Origin of the sequence: Psychrobacter sp. UBA5136 (assembly GCF_002414005.1) — a bacterium.
In the GTDB taxonomy this organism is placed as follows: domain Bacteria; phylum Pseudomonadota; class Gammaproteobacteria; order Pseudomonadales; family Moraxellaceae; genus Psychrobacter.
This window is the reverse complement of sequence record NZ_DHYG01000009.1, coordinates 24,435-44,015: the sequence shown is the minus strand read 5'-3', so window position 1 is coordinate 44,015 and position 19,581 is coordinate 24,435. Positions and strand designations below refer to the sequence as shown.

The following is a 19,581-nucleotide window of genomic DNA, read 5'->3' as shown; positions in this document are numbered from 1 at the left end:
CGTTCGCTATTTTTTTTGCCAGAAATTTATATCCAATGTTCAACACGCCCTAATCTAAAAAATCACCGCTGTGTAAATGTCTTGCGTTAAAAAATATGCTGTAAAAGGAAAAGGCTGAACGATTTATAATAATCATTCAGCCTTAATGATAAAAAATTTACTCAAACATTTTTATTGGAGGGCAAGATCCACCTGCGCTAAGTATTTTTCTTTTAACGCATCGCTAATAAAGGAAGATCTAAAGGAGTTTTTTACCAAAGTGATAATATCCTCTTCTGTTAGCGGCAGGTTTTCACATATATTGATAAAGTTTTGATTCATATAGCCCTTAAAATAGGCGGGATCATCGGAATTGACGCTGACATTTAAGCCATAATCTAACAGCTCTTTGATATTGTGCTGTTTATAATTCTCAAACACTTTTAATTCAATGTTAGAGTTGGGACAAACCGTCAGCGGCATTTGCTCGTCTTTTAAGCGCTGCATCAACGCCGCGCTTTTTATCGATTGCACCCCATGATCGATGCGATTAATTGCTAGTAGATCTAAGGCTTCGTAAATATAAGAAAAATCGGCCTCCTCCCCCGCATGAGCCACCAACTTAAAGCCCGCTTCTTTGGCCTTTTTAAAGACGTCTTTAAATTTGGCAGGCGGGTTGCCCAATTCTGAAGAATCAAGACCGACACCGATAATATCGTCTTTGAATTTCAGCGCTTCTTCTAACGTGTCAAACGCATCGTCTTGGGATAAATGGCGCAAAAAACACATGATGATACAAGAAGTGATGCCGAATTTTTCTTTGGCATCGGCAAGTGCTTCTTTGATACCCGTAATGACCGTAGCGAACTCAACGCCTCTTGCGGTATGGGTTTGCGGATCAAAAAATATCTCTGTATGGACGACGTTATCTTCCACACATTTTAAAATATATTCCCACGTCAAATCATAAAAGTCGTCTTTGGTAATCAGGACATTGGCGCCTGCGTAGTAGATATCTAAAAAGGTTTGTAGATTGGTAAAATTGTAGGCGCGGCGCACATCTTCTATGTCTTTATAGGGAATCTGTATGTCATTTTTTTTGGCCAATCTAAACATCAGCTCTGGTTCTAATGAGCCTTCGATATGTAAATGCAGTTCTGCTTTTGGTAATTTCTTAATGAGCTCAATCATGGTTTCCCCGTTGTCATTTGTTTAAGACTAAGTCTACTTTATTTTTATAACTGCTATTTTAAAAATACCACGGTATCGGACAGCTCATTACCAGCGGGGTCATGCTCAAGATGATAATACTGACGCAATAACTGACCCACCTCATCCAATAATTCAGCTAGGCTCTCTTCAGTTTTTTGATTGGCAATACCCGAGGCGGCTTTTTCACACATGGCGCGCCAAACGGTTGGGCTGACATGGGTGCTGATACCGCGATCAGCAACGATTTCTAGCTTGTGCTCGCAAATATTGACATAGATCAAAACGCCGGTGTTTTCTTCAGTATCCCAAACGCGATATTCACTAAACAAATCTATCGCACGGTCACGGCAATCAAAATGATAGGCATCGTGAATCGGTAAGTGATTTTCGATAATCAAAAATACCTCGCCGCGATGGCCACGTTCAGCGAGCGCCACCTGCTCTGTAAGCCGAGCTTTGGCAGCGGGCGTCAGCCATTTGCTATGGAGCATGGGGACAAACAGTACTTGACGCCACCAACGAGCAAAACTTGCCTGCGACGGATTGCTTTTTACCATTATTTTATTTCCTCAAGTACGCCATTGCTGGCAGTCATCTAATGTTCAAGTCTAACAAGCATTTACCACGAGCCGCCAGCGCCGCCGCCGCCGAAACCACCGCCGCCGCCCCCGAAGCCGCCGCCGCCAAAACCACCACCGCCGAAGCCACCACTACCGCCGCCCATGCCGGGTAAGAACACCATACCGCCGCCACCGCCGCGTCCTCCACGGCCGCCGCCTGAGCCGCGCGAAATCAAAAACAGCCATATAAATATCGCCATAATCAGTGTCATAAAGAAGCCGCCGCCCATGGCAAGCGAGCCGGCAAAAAAACCGCCAGCGGTCAAGATAGAACCAAAGATGCGCCCAAAGATACTGGTGATAAAGCTACCAAATACCATAGCCATGACGAATAAAAACACGGGCGACGGGTTATCACCCATATCATTTTGGCCTTGACGGCGTTCAGCCGCTTGCGCATCGGCGCGCGCCAATACTTCTGGATCAGCGGTTAGTCGCGCTTGCAGGGCGCCAACTCCTGCCAATATCCCAGCGCCATAGTTATTTTGCTTAAATAACGGTGTGATATCTTCACGGATAATCCGGTTTACCGCAGAGTCGGGCAACACGCCCTCTAATCCGTAACCGGTTAAAATATACATATCTCGGTCATTGACGGCAACGACCATTAGCAAACCATCATCAATGTCTTTATTGCCAAGCTGCCATTTTTCGGCAACCTGCAAGGCGTAGTCAAAGATAGGCATACCATTGGTCGTCGGCACAATCACAACCGCGGCTTGCGCCAAACCTTTTTGATAAATACCTCTAAGCTGCGCCTCTAAGCGTTGTTTTTCCTGCGGGTTTAAGATATTGGCTTGGTCAACGACAGGGTTGTTTAATATGAGCTTGTCTGCATCGACACTTTGGGCGCTTGACTGGACAGGCGGTCGATTAGACGCTTGCGAATTGGTTGTATTGCTATTGTTAACATTAGCAGCATTGGGATTAATAGCATCATTGCCAATGATGGCGTCATTAATCGCGTCGTTACCCAAAACGGCATCGTTGATGGCTTCGTTAGACTCGCCCGCTTTTGCAATGGCCACTAAATCCTCGACACTACGGCTTTGCAGGCTCGAGGTGCTATCGGTAGCGACAGCCGCACTATTATTAGCATCAGCATTAGGCGCAGCATGCGATAGCGAGCCGCTTCCAATGCTTAAGGTGAATAATAATGCGGACAAGAGTGCTTTTGAATGATTCATCTAATCTATACCACCTCAAATAACATCTGTACTAAATTAATGACGGCAAAACCAACTGCTGTAAAGCGACGGGTAAAAAACCATTTGCGTTTAAGTCGCCCCATCATTTTAATCCAATAATCAGACTATAAACACGCAGCGTTATTTACACGTATGCACATCAGAAGCTTAAAATTTGGCTTTACTGAGCCGTTTGCGCATTATCATCACCGAAGTTTACACTTGGCGCAGTCGATATCTCTTTCTCATTTGCGACGCTAAAGTTTGGCTTCGGCTCCATACCAAATACTTTGGCAGTAATATTGGTTGGGAACTGGCGCACCGTGGTGTTATAGCCTTGGACTTCTTGGATATAACGGTTGCGCGCGACAGTGATACGGTTTTCCGTCCCTTCAAGCTGCGCCTGCAAATCTTGGAACAACGCATCAGACTTTAGCTCAGGATAACGCTCAGAGACTGCCATAAGGCGTGATAGTGCGCCTGTCATCTGTTCTTGGGCGGCGGCATAACGCTCCATCGCTTCAGGGTCATTGAGCAGCTCTGGCGTGACAGTGATACCACCCGCTTGTGAGCGCGCCGCAGCGACTTGGGTAAATACTTCTTGTTCTTGCTCGGCATATTGCTTTACAACTTTGACTAAGTTTGGCACCAAGTCCGCACGGCGCTGGTATTGGTTGACAACTTCTGACCATGAAGCGGTGACCTGTTCATCTTGCGCTTGCAAATTGTTATAACCACAACCGCTCAAACCAACGGTAGAGGTGGCTAGTACGGCTGATAGCAACATAGGTTTTACAAAAGATTTACGCGTCATCGTTGACTCTCCTAATAAAGATAAATAACAAATAAGACGTTTTTTAAGCGTTTTTTTAATCTTAGCCATTTATATAAGCTTTTATTTTATCGCCTGCTACCTTTTACAGCCTACAATTTTATGGCCTACAATTCATGCCCTACAATTCCTAGCTCAAAAACTGGCACCGGCGATATGTTGTGCTAATAATGGCGCCATAACGTTACTTTTACAATTCACCGTTACCAAAACACAACCGCAAAGCGCCACGCCTCGCAAGGCTTTCGCTGACTTTTAGACGTTTTCCACCAGTTTCATAACGATGCTATTTTTAACCCTGATCGAAAAATGGTTAAAAAGACTGGACAATTATGGCTTTTTATCAGTTTTTACTGTCAATTAAGCAGAAAAAAAATCCTCAGCTATGAACGTTCTTATAAAGAAAATTCTAGTAATTGCTTAAAAAATATGGCAAATTGCAGTTACGTAGCCGTACGGTTTGAATACATTTGGTAGTGGACTTATTGCCATTTTGATATTAGCAAGTCGCTAATGCCTCATGAAAAAGGATCAGTAGACGAGTGCAGCTTGCTTTATTACCCTACCCTATAAGTGTAGCCAACCGGTACGGCTCATAGCAAATTAAGTACCATCAGCGTAATGATGGCTATTTAATATTATAACAGACAACTACAGTCCATCCTTGGTGGCTAAGCGCGTATGAAACTTGAGCTGTACGGAGAATTGTCCGCTACGTTTAAGTGCATGCAGATTATTTGAGTGGTTGGCTTTAATAAGGAAATTAACTAGCACACTTACTCTTAGCATCATCATATATAGTCACTTTGAGACAGTACTAGGAATATACATATGGAAGGTTTAGTTAATTTAGTAAACGGAATTATCTGGAGCCCAGCATTGGTTTATTTATGCTTGGGCGCAGGTTTATTTTATTCCATCATGACGCGCTTTGTACAAGTACGTTTATTCAGTGAAATGATCAGCTTACTCTTTAAGGGTAAGTCAAGTGCACAGGGTATTTCATCATTTCAGGCGCTCGCCGTCTCCTTGGCGGGACGCGTTGGTATGGGTAACATCGCAGGGGTAGCCGCCGCTATCGGTTTTGGTGGTCCTGGCGCCGTATTTTGGATGTGGGTTGTGGCGTTTTTAGGCGCATCGACCGCCTATGTCGAGTCAACCCTTGCACAGATTTATAAAGAAAAAGACGTGGTAACAGGCGAGTATCGCGGTGGTCCTGCTTATTACTTTGAGCGCGCGCTTGGTCAACGCTGGTACGGCGTTATCTTTGCCATCGCGTCTATCTTAGCCTGTGGTATGTTCTTACCGGGTGTGCAAGCAAACGGCGTTATCAATGCTTTTGCACAGGTGATGGGCGAAGGCACAATGATGAGTGTCGGTAGCTTAGAAGTCGGCTCTATGCGTCTTATCGCCTTGGGTATCATTCTAGTGGTACTAGCGGTGATTATCTTTGGTGGTATTAAGCGTATCGCAACCTTTACCGAGTTTGCGGTTCCTTTTATGGCTCTCGGTTACATTGGCCTAGCACTCGTCATCATGTTTACCAACTACGAGATGATTCCACAAGTATTTGGCACCATCATTAGTGATGCCTTTACCGCGCAAGCAGGTTTTGGTGCCGCCATCGGTTGGGGGGTAAAACGGGGTATTTACTCTAACGAAGCCGGTCAAGGTACAGGCCCTCACGCTGCTGGTGCTGCCGAAGTTGAGCATCCCTCACAGCAAGGTTTGGTACAGGCATTTTCAGTCTATGTTGATACCTTATTGGTTTGTTCTGCAACTGCCTTTATGATTTTGACCATGGGCACTTATAACATCCAAGGTACGCTACCTGACGGTCAATTTATCGTACAAAATGTCGCCGCTGGTGTTGAGATTAACTCGCCGGCCTTTACCCAAATGGCGATGGAATCGGTATACGGTCAGTTTGGTAATACCTTTATTGCTATCGCGGTATTCTTCTTTGCCTTTACCACCATCTTGGCTTACTACTATATCGCCGAAGTAAACGTCGCTTATTTGACGCGCTTTATCAGCCGCGGTGCCAACAAGACTGGTCTATTCTTAGTTAAAGTCTTAATCATGGTGATGGTCGCTTACGGTGGCCTTAACTCAGCGGGTTATATTTGGGCAATTGGTGATATTGGTGTTGGTCTGATGGCTTGGCTAAATATCGTTGGTATTCTGGTCATCTTCTTTGTGGCGCGTCCAACGCTCACGATGCTTAAAGACTATGAAGCACAGCGTAAAGCTGGCGTGCAGCACTACACGTTTGATCCCGCAAAATTCGGTATCAAAAACGCGCCTTATTGGGAAGAGCGTCATTTAAAGCAGCAACAAAAAATGTCAGCACAAGACCCACTACATAAAGAGCGTCTATAATCCACGCGGCTGTAGTGTTATCTAAGCCGCACTGATAATATTGATATTAACAACATTAAAAGCAGCGATAAAAGCAAGAACCCGAGACAATGGCCTCGGGTTTTTTATGCGCTTAATTTTCCTATGAAAATGGAAATATAATCCTATTTATGCTTAGTTAGGTAATAGCACATTGTCAATAATATGAACCACGCCATTACTTACCATCATATCTGTTTCAACGATATTGGTAGTATGGCCACTGGCATCCGTAATCACGTTAGCATCGCTAATTGAGAAGGTTTGACCGTTTGCTGTTTCGATGTCACTACCATAAGGGATATCGGCTGCCTTCACCACCATAGGTACAACGTGATAAGTCAGCACGCTGTTAAGCACCTCTTTATTGGTTAATAGCTCTTCTTTGGTGACGTTCAGTTTGGTCAATAAAGCTGCAAAGGCGTCATCCGTTGGCGCAAAAACCGTGTACTGTCCTTCTGCCTTCATCATGTCATCCAGATCAGCTGCTTGTAGCGCTTCAGTTAGGACGGCGAGATTTTCATTGCCTGCTGCCAGTTCACCAATGCTCTGCGTTGCTGCAGCATCTACAGGTATGACATTATTAGGCATAGTATTATTAGTCTCGGCCACTGCTTTAGGGGCAACGTCTGGCGTATTTTTTAGCTTAGTTTTTGGCTGAGCGGCAACGTCAGTGGTCGTTTGTGGCTCAACTGGCTCAGGCGCCGCTTCTTTATCGTTACAAGCTGCCAGTGACATAGCAGCGACAACGACGGCGATAAATAGTAAATTTCCCTTTAACATAAGGCACTCCTTTAGGGTAGATAATTTATGAAGGGAGGTTTATCTGATCAGTTTCATAGCTTTGTCCTTATTGCCTTTCCTTAAAACCACTGCTTACTACTTACTGCTTACATGGTTGGCTAGTTTTTAGATATTCGGGTTTGATATTTAACCACTTGATTTAACTGCTTGCGAGTAAAACCCTTAACTTTTAATAATAAGCATCGCTTAAAAAATCTTAGGCCTTCTAAAATCAAATTAACAGAGGTTGGAAGGTTATCAATTCGCATTTACGCTATTTTTTGTAGTATGGGTGTAAGTTCTGCCTGCGCTTCTAACTCTTACTTTATCAAAATGCCATCCCGTAGCGATGAGGCAAAGCAAAGCTTTATGCATTCTCCGAGAAAAAGGAAATTCATTTGTACCAAGTAGCGTTATGCCATAAAATTTGATGCCATGGTGAGACTTTTAATGCCAAAACAAGCTAGGAAAACACCCAATTCTTTATGCGTTTAAATACCATACGTTTAAATGCCATAGCCATAGACGTATTGCCAAAGCGGAATAAGTACAATCCCGCGAAGGTTAGGCATTTCATGCTAGAATAATCCAGATTTGCTTATTGGTTTTTAAGCCGCTATTTTATTGGTTGTATTATTTTCACGCCCTAGCCTTTTACAAAACTAAGGTTTTAAACCTCGAACGACTTTTATTTCTACTTCTTCTTATCATCTAGACTCTATAAGCAGCACTCCTATGACTCAAAACACCACCACCTCGCCGACCTGTTCTCATAATCATTCTGGTGTCGCCAATACCAATGCTAATTCTAATGCAGCCAGGGTATCAAGCACGGCTAGTGACTTTATTTTGACGCCGCCTGACGTATTTCCTTATAAAGCGCAGCAGCTAACCGCGCGCGCTCGTATTACTGAGCAGTTGGCGGCGCGGATTATGATGTTAGATGGCGCGATGGGCACCCATATTCAGACCTTTAAGTTAGAGGAAGCAGATTATCGCGGTGAGCGTTTTGCCGATATTAAGCAAGATGTGCGCGGCAATAACGATTTGCTGGTGCTCACGCAGCCGCAGATGATTAAAGAGATTCATCGCGCCCACCTTGAGGCGGGTGCCGATATTATTGAGACCAATAGTTTTAATGGTACGCGCCTGTCGATGGCCGACTATGATATGCAGTATCTGGTGCCAGAGCTAAATAAAACGGCTGCGCAAATTGCGCGCGAAGCCGCCGACGAATTTACGGTCAAAACCCCAGAGAAGCCGCGCTTTGTCGCAGGCGTCATTGGACCGACATCGCGTACTTGCTCGCTATCGCCCGATGTTAATGACCCAGCCTTTCGTAATATTACCTTTGATGAGCTGGTGCTAAATTATCGTGAAGCGGCGCTAGCCTTAATAGAAGGCGGCGTCGATATCCTCTTAATCGAAACCATTTTTGATACGCTCAATGCCAAGGCCGCCATCTTTGCCGTGACAGGCATTTTTGAGGACATTGGTTTTGAATTGCCGATTATGATTTCAGGGACGATTACCGATGCGTCAGGTCGCACCTTATCAGGTCAGACGGCAGAAGCGTTTTATAATTCGATTCGCCATGCTAAGCCGATATCGGTTGGCTTTAACTGCGCGCTAGGCGCTGAGGCATTGCGTCCGCATATTCAAACGTTATCAAATATTGCTGATACTTATGTCTCCGCGCATCCAAACGCTGGTCTGCCCAATGAATTTGGTGAGTATGATGAAACGCCAGAGCAAACCGCCGCTCTGCTGGAAGGTTTTGCTAAAGCGGGTATTTTAAACATCGTTGGCGGCTGCTGCGGTACGACACCTGAGCACATTCGCCTCATTGCCGATATGGTTGCCAATTATCCACCGCGCGTGATTCCTGAGATTGCCCCTGCCTGCCGCTTATCGGGACTTGAGCCATTTACCATTACCCCTGATAGTCTGTTCGTCAACGTCGGTGAGCGTACCAACGTTACCGGTTCAAAAAAATTCCTGCGCCTGATTAAGACCGAAGCCTATACCGAGGCACTCGATGTCGCCCGCGACCAAGTCGAAGGCGGCGCGCAAATCGTCGATATTAACATGGATGAGGGCATGCTCGACTCCAAGCAGGCGATGATTCATTTCGTTAATTTGGTATCGGGTGAGCCGGATATCAGCCGCGTACCCTTGATGATTGACTCGTCAAAATGGGACATTATCGAAGAAGGGCTTAAGCGCATTCAAGGTAAATCTGTCGTCAACTCCATCTCCCTAAAAGAAGGTAAAGCTGAATTCATGGAGCGCGCCAAGCTTTGTATGCGCTACGGTGCGGCGATTATCGTTATGGCGTTTGATGAAGACGGACAAGCCGACACTTACGAGCGCAAAATCGAGATTTGTCAGCGCAGCTACGATATCTTGGTCAATGAAGTAGGCTTCCCATCTGAAGATATCATTTTTGACCCCAACATCTTTGCGGTTGCAACCGGTATCACTGAGCACAATAACTACGGCGCTGACTTTATCAATGCGACCAAATGGATTACCGATAACCTTCCCAATGCCATGGTATCGGGCGGCGTGTCCAACGTCTCCTTTAGTTTCCGCGGTAACCCGATTCGTGAAGCCATTAACTCGGTATTCCTTTATCATGCGATCAAAAATGGTCTGACGATGGGTATTGTTAACCCAGCGATGCTTGAGGTTTATGACGATATTCCTATCGAAGCGCGTAATGCCATCGAAGATGTGATGCTAAACCGTAACCAAGGCGAAAGTGGCCAAGAGGCAACCGAACGTTTAATGACCATTGCCGAAAGCTATCAAGACGGCGGCAAGAAAAAAGACAGCGCGGTCGATATGTCATGGCGCGAAGGCACGGTGGAGGAGCGTATTGCGCATGCGCTGGTAAAAGGCATCACTACTTTTATTGACGCTGATACCAAAGAAGCGTGGGAGAAATATCCCAAACCGCTCGACGTTATCGAAGGGCCGCTAATGGACGGTATGAATATCGTCGGCGACTTATTTGGCGCTGGTAAAATGTTCCTACCGCAAGTGGTCAAGTCTGCGCGCGTTATGAAGCAGTCGGTCGCTTGGCTCAACCCGTATATTGAGGCGGAAAAAGTCGAGGGCGAAAAGAAAGGTAAAATCCTCATGGCAACGGTCAAAGGCGACGTCCATGATATCGGTAAAAATATCGTCGGCGTGGTCCTCGGCTGTAACGGCTATGAAATCCTTGATTTGGGCGTAATGGTGCCCTGTGAAAAAATCCTCGATACCGCCATCAAAGAGGAAGTCGATATCATTGGGCTATCAGGCCTCATCACGCCAAGCCTTGATGAAATGGTGTATGTCGCCAAGCAAATGCAAGAGCGCGGCATGACATTGCCACTCATGATTGGCGGTGCCACAACCTCTAAAGCGCATACGGCCGTTAAAGTCGAGCCACAATATCAAAACGATGCGGTTATTTATGTATCAGACGCTTCACGCTCAGTGGGTATCGTGACAAAATTACTATCACAAGAGCACCGCCAGAGCCTTATCGATGAAACGCGCGAAGAATATATTAAAGTACGCGAGCGCTTAGCCAAACGTCAGCCAAAAGCGGCAAAAATCTCTTATGCCGATGCTATCGAGCTTGGTTTTCAGTACGATTGGGACAACTACGTACCGCCTGTGCCAAACAAACTTGGTCAAGTCATCCTTGAAGATTATCCCATCACTAACCTGCTGCCTTATATCGATTGGACACCGTTCTTTATCTCGTGGGGATTGGCTGGTAAATATCCAAAAATCTTACAAGATGACGTGGTTGGCGAAGCAGCGCGCGATTTATTTAACAATGCCAATGACTTGATGCAAAAGATGATTGATGAAAAATTAATCGTTGCCAAAGGGGTGTTTAAACTCATGCCCGCCCGCCGTACGGGCGCGGATACCGTCACCGTCTATGATAAAGCACCGACTGAGGGTGGCACGGCAAAATATCAGTTCGAGCATTTACGTCAGCAAAGCGACAAAGCGAGCGGTAAGCCAAACTTTAGCTTGGCGGATTTTATCTCACCATCAAAGACGCATACCGATTATCTTGGCGGTTTTACGGTTTCCATCGTTGGCACAGAAGCACTTGCTGAAAAGTACAAAGAAGCTGGCGACGACTATAATGCCATCATGGTACAGGCCTTATCTGACCGTCTAGCCGAAGCTTTTGCCGAGCATTTGCATGAGCGGATTCGTAAAGAATATTGGGGCTATCAAGCTGAAGAAAACCTAACCAATGATGAGATGATTAAAGAAAAATACGTCGGTATCCGCCCTGCTCCTGGCTACCCTGCCTGTCCTGAGCATACCGAAAAAGGCAAATTATTTGAATGGATTGGTACGGGCGATGCTATTGGTACTAAGCTCACGGAAAGCTTTGCGATGTGGCCTGCGTCCTCGGTCAGCGGTTTTTATTACTCGCATCCGGATAGTGAATACTTTAACGTCGGTAAAATCGACCGTGACCAGTTAGAAAGCTATGCTGAGCGTAAAGGCTGGGATATCAAGACTGCTGAGAAGTGGTTGAATCCGAATTTGTAGGGTTTTAAAATCAACTGACTCGTAGATGTCTTATGGATATTTTTTGGCGTACTTATTTAATATGAGTACGCCATTTTTTTATAAAATAACCACGCGCTTTATTTGAGCAAACTTATCGCTAGCTTGCTAAAAAAATACTTTTATCATTTACTGACGACATTAATGATAAATTGATGCTTACTTTATAGTTTTGAGAAACGTTATGAAACAGATCGCTCTAATTTCTAGTTGGATTGGTAAAACTTTTGCAATTTGGGCATTGGTTAGCGCCGTCTTAGGATTCATTTTTCCTGAATTCTTCGCATCGTTGGCTTTTTTGATTGTTCCCATACTTGGTATCATCATGTTTGGTATGGGCATGACTCTAAAGGCGGAAGACTTCGTAGAAATCATCAAGCGACCCAAGCCTGTATTGGTAGGCCTCATAGCACAATTTACGCTAATGCCGCTGATTGCCTACTGTTTGACGATGGTTTTTAACCTTGATCCTCTAATAGCGGTTGGGGTTATTTTAGTTGGCTGTTGTCCGGGTGGCACGTCCAGCAATGTGATTACCTTCTTAGCTAAAGGCGATGTGGCTTTAAGTGTTGCTATCACCTCTATATCTACTTTGCTTGCGCCGTTTTTAACGCCCGTTTTGTTAAATGTGTTTGCCGGTCAGCTGATTGATATTGATTTGGTCAATATGATGATGACGATTACTAAAATAGTCATCTTACCGATACTATTGGGTATTATTTTCCATAGATTTTTGGGTAAGAAAATTGAGTTTGCTATTGAGATATTGCCTATGATTTCGGTATTAGGTATCTCAATTATCATAGCTGCCGTAGTTGCGGTTTCTAAAGCGACTATTTTGGATAGTGGTGTTATCGTATTTATCGTAGTGGCCTTGCACAATATGATGGGTTATACCTTGGGGTATTTAATCGCTCGCTTGTCAGGTTTTACTGAGAAGCAGCGCCGAGCGATTATGGTTGAAGTAGGTATGCAAAACTCTGGACTTGGCGCCGCCCTTGCCGCTACTTATTTTAATCCCGTTGCTGCTCTACCTAGTGCGATATTTAGTGTTTGGCACAATTTTAGTGGGGCGCTCGTGGCAAATATCTTTGCTAAAAAACAAGCACATTAGGATTTTTATAACATATAGCTAAAGTACCGCTACATCTTCATCTCCTCTTATACATTGAGTTTAAAAAGGTGGCGGTATTTTATTGAGGTGGCGGTACTTTATTGACGTATCATCTATCTACTAATTCTTGTTTTAGCTTTACTTACTACGTCATGCCAGTAAATCCTTCGAACTATGAGTCAATTCTTATAATAACTATAATAGTCAATCCTATTAATAAGCTTGTTTGAAACAGCCTTTTTCCACCTCTGCGCCTTATCCAATTTTTTATTCAATATTTTTTCTTTACTTATTTAACAAGAATTTCTTTTTTTAGTTGGAATAGGTAAAAATATTTGATATATTCATAAAAAATCATTTATATATTCTATATATAGAATATAGTAAGTTCGATATAAAATCGATATGCTAATAGTCATGTGCTACTGGGATGAATTTTTCGCAGCCTCTGTGGCAACAGCAAGCAAGGAAAATTTATACCAGTAGCACTATATCGCTTCTAAAGTGTATCGACTATATCCTTAAATTTAGGGAGGAATAAGGACGTCGGGTTTAAAGTGGTAAGATTTTACATTTTTCATTCAAGGAGAGATAAAAAATGAAATCATTCAAATTAGCATTACTGACTATTCTTACTTCTTTGTTATTACAAGGATGTAATGATGACTCCGATTCTTCTCAACCTCTTCCGCAGCCAGACATCAACACTAAAATCGTTGGGTTATGGAGTAGTGATGATGTGGATAGCGATTTATCAACCATTGCTTTCTTAGATGATGGCACTTATGTGCAAGCCCAAGTCAATGATGGAAAGTCAATGAATGATCCTGAAAATGGCATGGAGTGGGGAAAATACAGTATTAACAACAGAACAGGCAAACTAACAACCGAGACTATTTTCGATAAAAACGGCAATTCTGGCTTGTCAGATGCGATTCCCCGTCATGCTCGGGTAACTAATGGCAAACTCATACTAGAAGTAGATGAAAATAACAATGGCGTCATTGAAAGCAATGAAGTCTATAAATTCTCAGAGACCAAACCTAAAGGAATCGTAGGGTACTGGAAAGGTGAAGAGTCGGACGAAGCGTTAGAATCAGTGGCTTTCTTTGAAGATGGTACTTATATTCATGTCCAAGTTGATGAAGAAAAATCCTTAAACAATCCCGAAAACGGTATGGAATGGGGTAAATATACCGTTGATAATAGCACTGGATTATTAGAAACCAGTCAAATCTTCGACGCTAATGGTAGCAGTGGGTTATCAGAGCCGCGTACGCGTTACGCTCGGTTATCTGAGGATAATATGCTCGCTATTGAAGTGGATAAGAATCAGAATGGCATAATAGATAGCGATGAGTCTTTTGATTTTTCAAGAGCGATTGTTGATGTCAGACCTGATGACGAAATCGATCCAAAAGACCTTTTAGGACTTTGGGAAGCGAACCCAGCGAATAATGAACTATCAGCCCTAGCTTTCTTAGAAGATGGCACTTATCTGCAAATGCAAGTAGATGATGGTCGATCTTCGATCGAGCCAGGTAATGGTATGGAGTGGGGTAAATACTCTATAGGCAAAAATAGTACCCTAATAACCAGTCAAACCTTCGATAATAATGGCACATCTGGGCTGTCAGATAATATCTTAAGAACTGTTAAAGTAGTTAACAACACCCTCACTCTTGGTGTTGATGAAAACGATAATGGTGTGATAGACAGTCATGAGTATTATACATTCTCAAAATCGAAGTCTGAAAACGTCTTAGGGATTTGGAGCAACGAAGAAACAGATCATGAATTATTGAAATTAATCTTCTTTGAAAATGGCACCTATGTGCAACTAGAAGTCGATGAAAAAGCACCGTTTGTTGCCTATGAGCCATTTAGCGGCATGGAATGGGGCGATTATTCTATCGATAATTTAGGTATGTTAACTACTAGCCAACGTTATGATGGTAACGGAGAATCTGGATTCTCAGACCCCATGAGTCGAAATACACGGGTGGCGGGTAGCATCCTAACGCTACAATTTGATGAAAATTTGAATGGCGTCATCGACAACGATGAATCATTGGATTTTAAACGTCAATAGTAGTCAAAAATAAAAGTATAAAAATAAGATTCAGCCGATATAAGTGTGTCGGCTGAATCTTATTTTGGGGTTAGACGTTTTTTATTTTTGCATGTCGACACTTCTCAGAACAAAAAATCACCTGCTCCCAATCCATTTTCCACTTCTTACGCCAGCTAAACAGACGCTGGCCCACGGGGCAGGTTTTTTGCGTTAGGTTGGCTTTTTTGTGAGCCATGCCATTTACCTTTAGATTAAAAATTTTTTACCGACCCCAAATCGGTGAGCGCACCACTCCGCCCGTTTTACTGCTAATCGCGTAACTTGAATTGCCTGCTAAAGAATGAATGACTAAGCTGCCACCGCTTTGACCGTCCACTTGCGACAGCTTTGTCGGATAAACGGCATATTGCCCAGAAGGCGACAGTCGCGCGGGCTCATCAAGTCCTGTTTCTGCCAGATTAATCACCTGCCCGGTAGCAAGCGTCATCACCGCCGCCTTACGACCATTTAGATAGGCCAAATACTGACCGTCCAAGCTCAGTTGTGGACTGGCGGCATAGCCTGCGGTCGGTATCAGCGTCGCCTTACCCGTAGCAAAGTGATAGCGATAAATGCTTGGCTGACCAGCGCGGACTTTGTCGCTGGTATAAACAAAGCTTTGCCCATCGCTTGCGTAGCTTGGTTGCACCTCCGTGCTCGGCAAGGTGGTGAGCTGTTTGGTATGACCGTCACTTAAGCGCATCTCATAGATATCAGCATTGCCGCCGACGGTTGAGCTATAGAGAAGTTTTTGCCCATCCGGTGAAAATGACGCTGATAAGTTACTGCCCTCAGTATTTACCACCAGTTTGTGGCTGCTGCTTTTGACATCATAAAGATAAATCTTTGGAGACTGGCGCGGCGCTTGTTTGCTGTAGGCGAGCATTTGACCACCTGCTGACCACGCTGGCGCATAGATATAACCATTTATCTGATCTATCTGTTGGCGCTCGCTACCATCAGGACGGATACTATATAGCGTTGATATCTTTGCCGCGCCGGATCCCTGCTCTTCGACATAAGCAATGCGCCCTTGCCGATCTATCACTGGCATGCGCGCCGTTGGCGGGTTAGCTGCACTCATATCAACAGATGCTTGTTTCGCTTTAGTCATCGTAGTTGGCAATGTCTGACACCCTGTCAACAAGTTAAAAGCCGTTAGCGCAATGGCGCCCATTATCGTGCGCAGATTGACAGATGATTTTGCTACAAAGGTTTTTAACATAAGTGACGTCCGATAAAGCGTTGATAAATGCGAGATAAAGGTTTTGAAGGTTAAAAAATTGATGGCATAAGAATTATCCTAATAACCTGAATAATTTACCTTCAACTCATGACAGTGTAGCGGAAAGCATGACAATTTTTGAATAAAAAAATGCCCCACTGTTTAGTGAGGCATTTTTAAATTATCAGGCTTTAAAACGATTAAATTATTTAGCAACCGCTTTAAAATGAGCAACTTGATTGCTATTGGTAATGGTCAAGATAGGCGTGTTATTGGCGTTTTTATTGATGCTGTATTTACCTTGGACCGTCGCCATCGTTGCCGTATCGAAGCTTGCTTGTGGTTCTGGGCATGCCATCATCGTTGACATCACATTACCCAATACGACATTGCCATTCACCACGCTATAGCTAGCGCCCATGTTATTACAAGTGTTGGCAAAGGTTACGCGGTTGGTCGTACCGTCTTTAAAGAACTTTAGCGTTAATGGTTTGGCTGGATCAAAGAATAATTGGCTTACTTTGTCGCCATTGGTGCGTTTGGCATCGACAAGCTGCCAGTTATACGCTTGTAGCGCATCAACGGTAATTGGCTGCGTTACTGGAGCGGTGACACTAGGGGTAGTCGTTTGGCAACCTGCTGCAGCAAGTGTACCAACAGCAAGGGTGGCAGCCATCATCATTTTAGTCATGTTTTTCATATAAACTCCTCAAAGGATTAACTTTAAAATAAAAAACAGACATTATCTGTTCTTTTAAAAGTCAATTTTTATTGTGATTATTTTATTGCTTTATTCATTAATTTAAACTATTTATTAATTCAAACAATGCCGCCATTATGCACAAAGCATAGCCGACTGTCATTATAGATTGAGTGTCAATTACCGCGTGATTTGTTCTACTTTATAGCTTTTTTGCTAATAGAGCTTGTGAGTAAAAGTATTACCTGCTAGCGCTTAGCCGCTACTCATTTAGCATTTTGGCTTTTTGTTGTTGTAAAGCGGCATAGCCTGCCAAACGTTTACGCTCGCTTTCATTAAATAATTGCTGCTCGATTTGTTTGATTTGAGTTTGTGCTTGGGCTCTATCTGCATTTTGCCTGAGCAGCTGCCGTTTTTGTGTTTGATACTGCTTAAAGCGTTGATCAAAGTCAGCGTCTTGTTGATCGACTTGCGCAAGCCTTGCCGCTGCGGGCGCGCCGACCAACTCGCGACGCATATTGTATAATTCTTCAGCCGTTGCGCCCTGTGCTTGCAGCTGCTCTGTACGAACGATTAACTCATCAAGATTGGCTTGCTGGGCAATATTAGCCTTAATCGTGTTGTCCGGCATTCGGCTAATATAATCTTGCTTTGCCGCTTCTTTTTGGGCAGCAGACAGCTGCTTATCTTGGTTAATTTTTACCATCGCAATACTATAATCATCGTATTCATCTTCTGCGCCAAAAAAGGCTTTAATGGTGGCTTTAGCAAAATGCTGCTGGCGTAATTTGGCCACATCTTGCCGCTGCTGCGCCACCGCGTTTAAATCTAGCTCGCCATCTTTGGTCGCTTGTAGTTGTAGATTGCCATAATGGCTTTCTATTGCAGGTATCGCTTTTAGATAGGCAATATACTGGTCAAATATCGTCATCGCTTGGCTCGCGGCAGGCTCTGGCGTGTGACTGCGGATATAGCTCTCCACGCGCGCATAAATGACGGCTTCATCCTCTTCGCCTAGGGCTGATAAAAAATAATCAAATAAGCGCCGCAGACCTTCGGTCACGACCAATTGCTTATTTTCATCAATGATAATCTCACCATCGACATCCGTCCCCTGCAAGGAGCGCGGCAGATTCTCAAGGCCTGTTTTAAATTGCGAAGCGTTTTGCTTAGAGGCGTTTTGCTTAGATAATGTGCCAACGTCATTATTAACATTTGCTTCGCCCACCGCGCTAGTGCTAAATTGGCTATTTAACACTGTAGAATCTGTTTCAGAACTGATATTGCTATTATTCTTGGGCTTAAACCACCAAATAATTGCGACGACTAAAACGATTATCACGGCGATAACAATAACAGTGAGCAAAGATGGCGAACGGCGATTGTTTGACATAATAAAAATATCTTCTGTAATAACTCGGTTTATACCTACTTTTGCGATAAAAAACAGGGCCAACGATATTGACCCTGTTTTTATATAAACCAGACGCCCTGTAAACCAGACGCACTCAAGGCAATAGCAGGCTTATGTTATTTTTACGAAGCACTTTATAGATTGGCTTTTTTGAGGCGGTTGACTTGGTCACGGTACAAAGTTTTTGGATCGGGCTGTCCCCATGCGGTTAAACCCAGTACCTGATTGGCCGAATCTAAATGATTCATGCGGTAGTTATCACGAACTACGTAGCCGAGCCGGCTTGAGCAGGCCGATACCAAACCATCATTGGGATCTCCGTCAAACGTTGTTCCGGTCAACGCAAGCATGTAATCACTGGGATCAAGGCCATTGGTTACCCGACCAATACCGCTAAAAGAATAATATTTGATACCGTTGACCTCGGTATTTGCCGGCTGACCACAGTAGCTAGTCGGCATTGCTGCTGGAAATTTAGCATTAAATGTAGCGGCATAATCGGTCGATAATGCTTGGACTGCTTTCCAGCCATCTTGCTGTTGTAAGTCTTTAAAGCTTATACCGGCGCTAATATCCATAAAGCCACCGACAAACTTAAAAAAACCCAGTGCGATCTGCGAACCCACATTAAACTCGCCTTCACCATAACCGTCGTTTGCGCTGCCTTCAACGACTTGTTTGATGACCCAATCGCCCATTTTTGAGCCTTGCTCTGGGCTGGCAATGGCTGTGACTGACGCTACATATTCTGGCGCTACTCCAGCCACATATCGGATATCAATTCCGCCTTGGCTATGTCCAAGCAAATTAACTTTGGGACTGCCCGAGATGGCACTGATGGTTTTGACTTGTTGCAGTAGTTGCTCACCGCGAAACTCACTATTATTCACTGAGGAGGTCTTGGTCGTATAGACCTGACTGCCGCCACTCATCAAAGTTTCAGGAATACCATAAAAATAATCTATCAACCCGAAAGCCTTGGTAAACCCGCCAAGACCATGGGCCATAACAATAGGATATTTAGTATCGGTATGCTTGGAAGTCCAAGATTTGCTACTGACCAGTTTGCAACCAGTCGGATTGGCACAGTTATAGTATTGACCCGCCGCTTGGGCAGAAGTCGTTTGCATTACCATCATGACAACGCCGACTCCAATAGCACCTAGAGTAGGCAGAAATGCGCTTGGCGTGACTGCCGCGCGAAGATAAGATTTTCGGCTCATAACAACATCCTTGTTATTGTGAAAATAAGGTTTTTAAATGGCTTACCTAAGATGACTTATATACAGAACTTAGCGATCGCATCCTGCAATAAGCGCTAAAAACAGTTGCTAGTCCTTTTAGCAAACAAAATTACGATACTTATATATTCCGTAATATTCAACTGATTCTTTCCTTTATCCTTTTTA

14 protein-coding genes are annotated in these 19,581 nt (G+C 44.0%); 4 read left to right on the top strand and 10 right to left on the bottom strand.

From position 1 onward, the window contains the following. Positions 1–171: 171 nt before the first annotated feature. The 4 genes from B4240_RS01430 to B4240_RS01415 form a co-directional block, all read right to left on the bottom strand. Positions 172–1,170 (bottom strand): adenosine deaminase, encoded by a 999-nt coding sequence (locus B4240_RS01430; protein WP_296236439.1) that lies wholly within the window; start codon positions 1,168–1,170, stop codon positions 172–174. A 53-nt stretch (positions 1,171–1,223) separates the two neighbouring features. Then, positions 1,224–1,748, bottom strand: a complete 525-nt coding sequence (locus B4240_RS01425; protein WP_296236438.1) for a TPM domain-containing protein — start codon at positions 1,746–1,748, stop codon at positions 1,224–1,226. Between the two features lie 62 nt (positions 1,749–1,810). Beyond that, positions 1,811–2,998, bottom strand: a complete 1,188-nt coding sequence (locus B4240_RS01420; protein ID WP_296236437.1) for a TPM domain-containing protein — start codon at positions 2,996–2,998, stop codon at positions 1,811–1,813. 181 nt (positions 2,999–3,179) lie between these two features. Continuing rightward, positions 3,180–3,812, bottom strand: coding sequence for a LemA family protein (locus tag B4240_RS01415; RefSeq protein WP_296236436.1), 633 nt, complete (start codon positions 3,810–3,812; stop codon positions 3,180–3,182). A gap of 849 nt (positions 3,813–4,661) precedes the next feature. Here B4240_RS01415 and B4240_RS01410 point away from each other — a divergent pair. Continuing rightward, positions 4,662–6,212 (top strand): alanine/glycine:cation symporter family protein, encoded by a 1,551-nt coding sequence (locus B4240_RS01410; RefSeq protein ID WP_296236435.1) that lies wholly within the window; start codon positions 4,662–4,664, stop codon positions 6,210–6,212. 153 nt (positions 6,213–6,365) lie between these two features. On the opposite strand, the gene B4240_RS01405 is transcribed toward B4240_RS01410, so the two are convergent. Further along, a complete protein-coding gene (locus B4240_RS01405; protein WP_296236433.1) occupies positions 6,366–7,013 on the bottom strand; it encodes a fasciclin domain-containing protein in 648 nt (215 codons plus the stop codon). A gap of 735 nt (positions 7,014–7,748) precedes the next feature. Between B4240_RS01405 and metH the strand changes: the two genes are divergently transcribed. The 3 genes from metH (at position 7,749) to B4240_RS01390 (ending at position 14,812) form a co-directional block, all read left to right on the top strand. Next, the gene (gene metH / locus B4240_RS01400) at positions 7,749–11,588 is read left to right on the top strand and encodes a methionine synthase (protein WP_296236431.1); all 3,840 of its coding nucleotides are present in this window, start codon (positions 7,749–7,751) and stop codon (positions 11,586–11,588) included. Between the two features lie 202 nt (positions 11,589–11,790). Next, complete coding sequence (locus B4240_RS01395; protein WP_296236430.1) at positions 11,791–12,720, top strand: bile acid:sodium symporter family protein; 930 nt, start codon at positions 11,791–11,793, stop codon at positions 12,718–12,720. A gap of 598 nt (positions 12,721–13,318) precedes the next feature. Next, entirely contained in the window at positions 13,319–14,812 is a 1,494-nt protein-coding gene (locus B4240_RS01390; protein ID WP_296236429.1) for a hypothetical protein, read from the top strand. Between the two features lie 70 nt (positions 14,813–14,882). Here B4240_RS01390 and B4240_RS01385 read toward each other — a convergent pair whose 3' ends face one another. The 5 genes from B4240_RS01385 to B4240_RS01365 form a co-directional block, all read right to left on the bottom strand. Next, positions 14,883–15,029 carry a DUF2256 domain-containing protein gene (locus B4240_RS01385; RefSeq protein WP_296236428.1) on the bottom strand — a complete coding sequence of 49 codons (147 nt, stop codon included), beginning with the start codon at positions 15,027–15,029 and terminating at the stop codon, positions 14,883–14,885. Between the two features lie 27 nt (positions 15,030–15,056). Next, positions 15,057–16,058 (bottom strand): Xaa-Pro aminopeptidase, encoded by a 1,002-nt coding sequence (locus B4240_RS01380; protein WP_296236427.1) that lies wholly within the window; start codon positions 16,056–16,058, stop codon positions 15,057–15,059. Between the two features lie 205 nt (positions 16,059–16,263). After that, the gene (locus B4240_RS01375) at positions 16,264–16,758 is read right to left on the bottom strand and encodes an META domain-containing protein (protein ID WP_296236426.1); all 495 of its coding nucleotides are present in this window, start codon (positions 16,756–16,758) and stop codon (positions 16,264–16,266) included. Positions 16,759–17,020: 262 nt separating this feature from the next. After that, positions 17,021–18,151, bottom strand: a complete 1,131-nt coding sequence (locus tag B4240_RS01370; protein WP_296236425.1) for a lipase secretion chaperone — start codon at positions 18,149–18,151, stop codon at positions 17,021–17,023. 155 nt (positions 18,152–18,306) lie between these two features. Then, positions 18,307–19,395 carry an esterase/lipase family protein gene (locus B4240_RS01365; RefSeq protein ID WP_296236424.1) on the bottom strand — a complete coding sequence of 363 codons (1,089 nt, stop codon included), beginning with the start codon at positions 19,393–19,395 and terminating at the stop codon, positions 18,307–18,309. Positions 19,396–19,581: the final 186 nt, after the last annotated feature.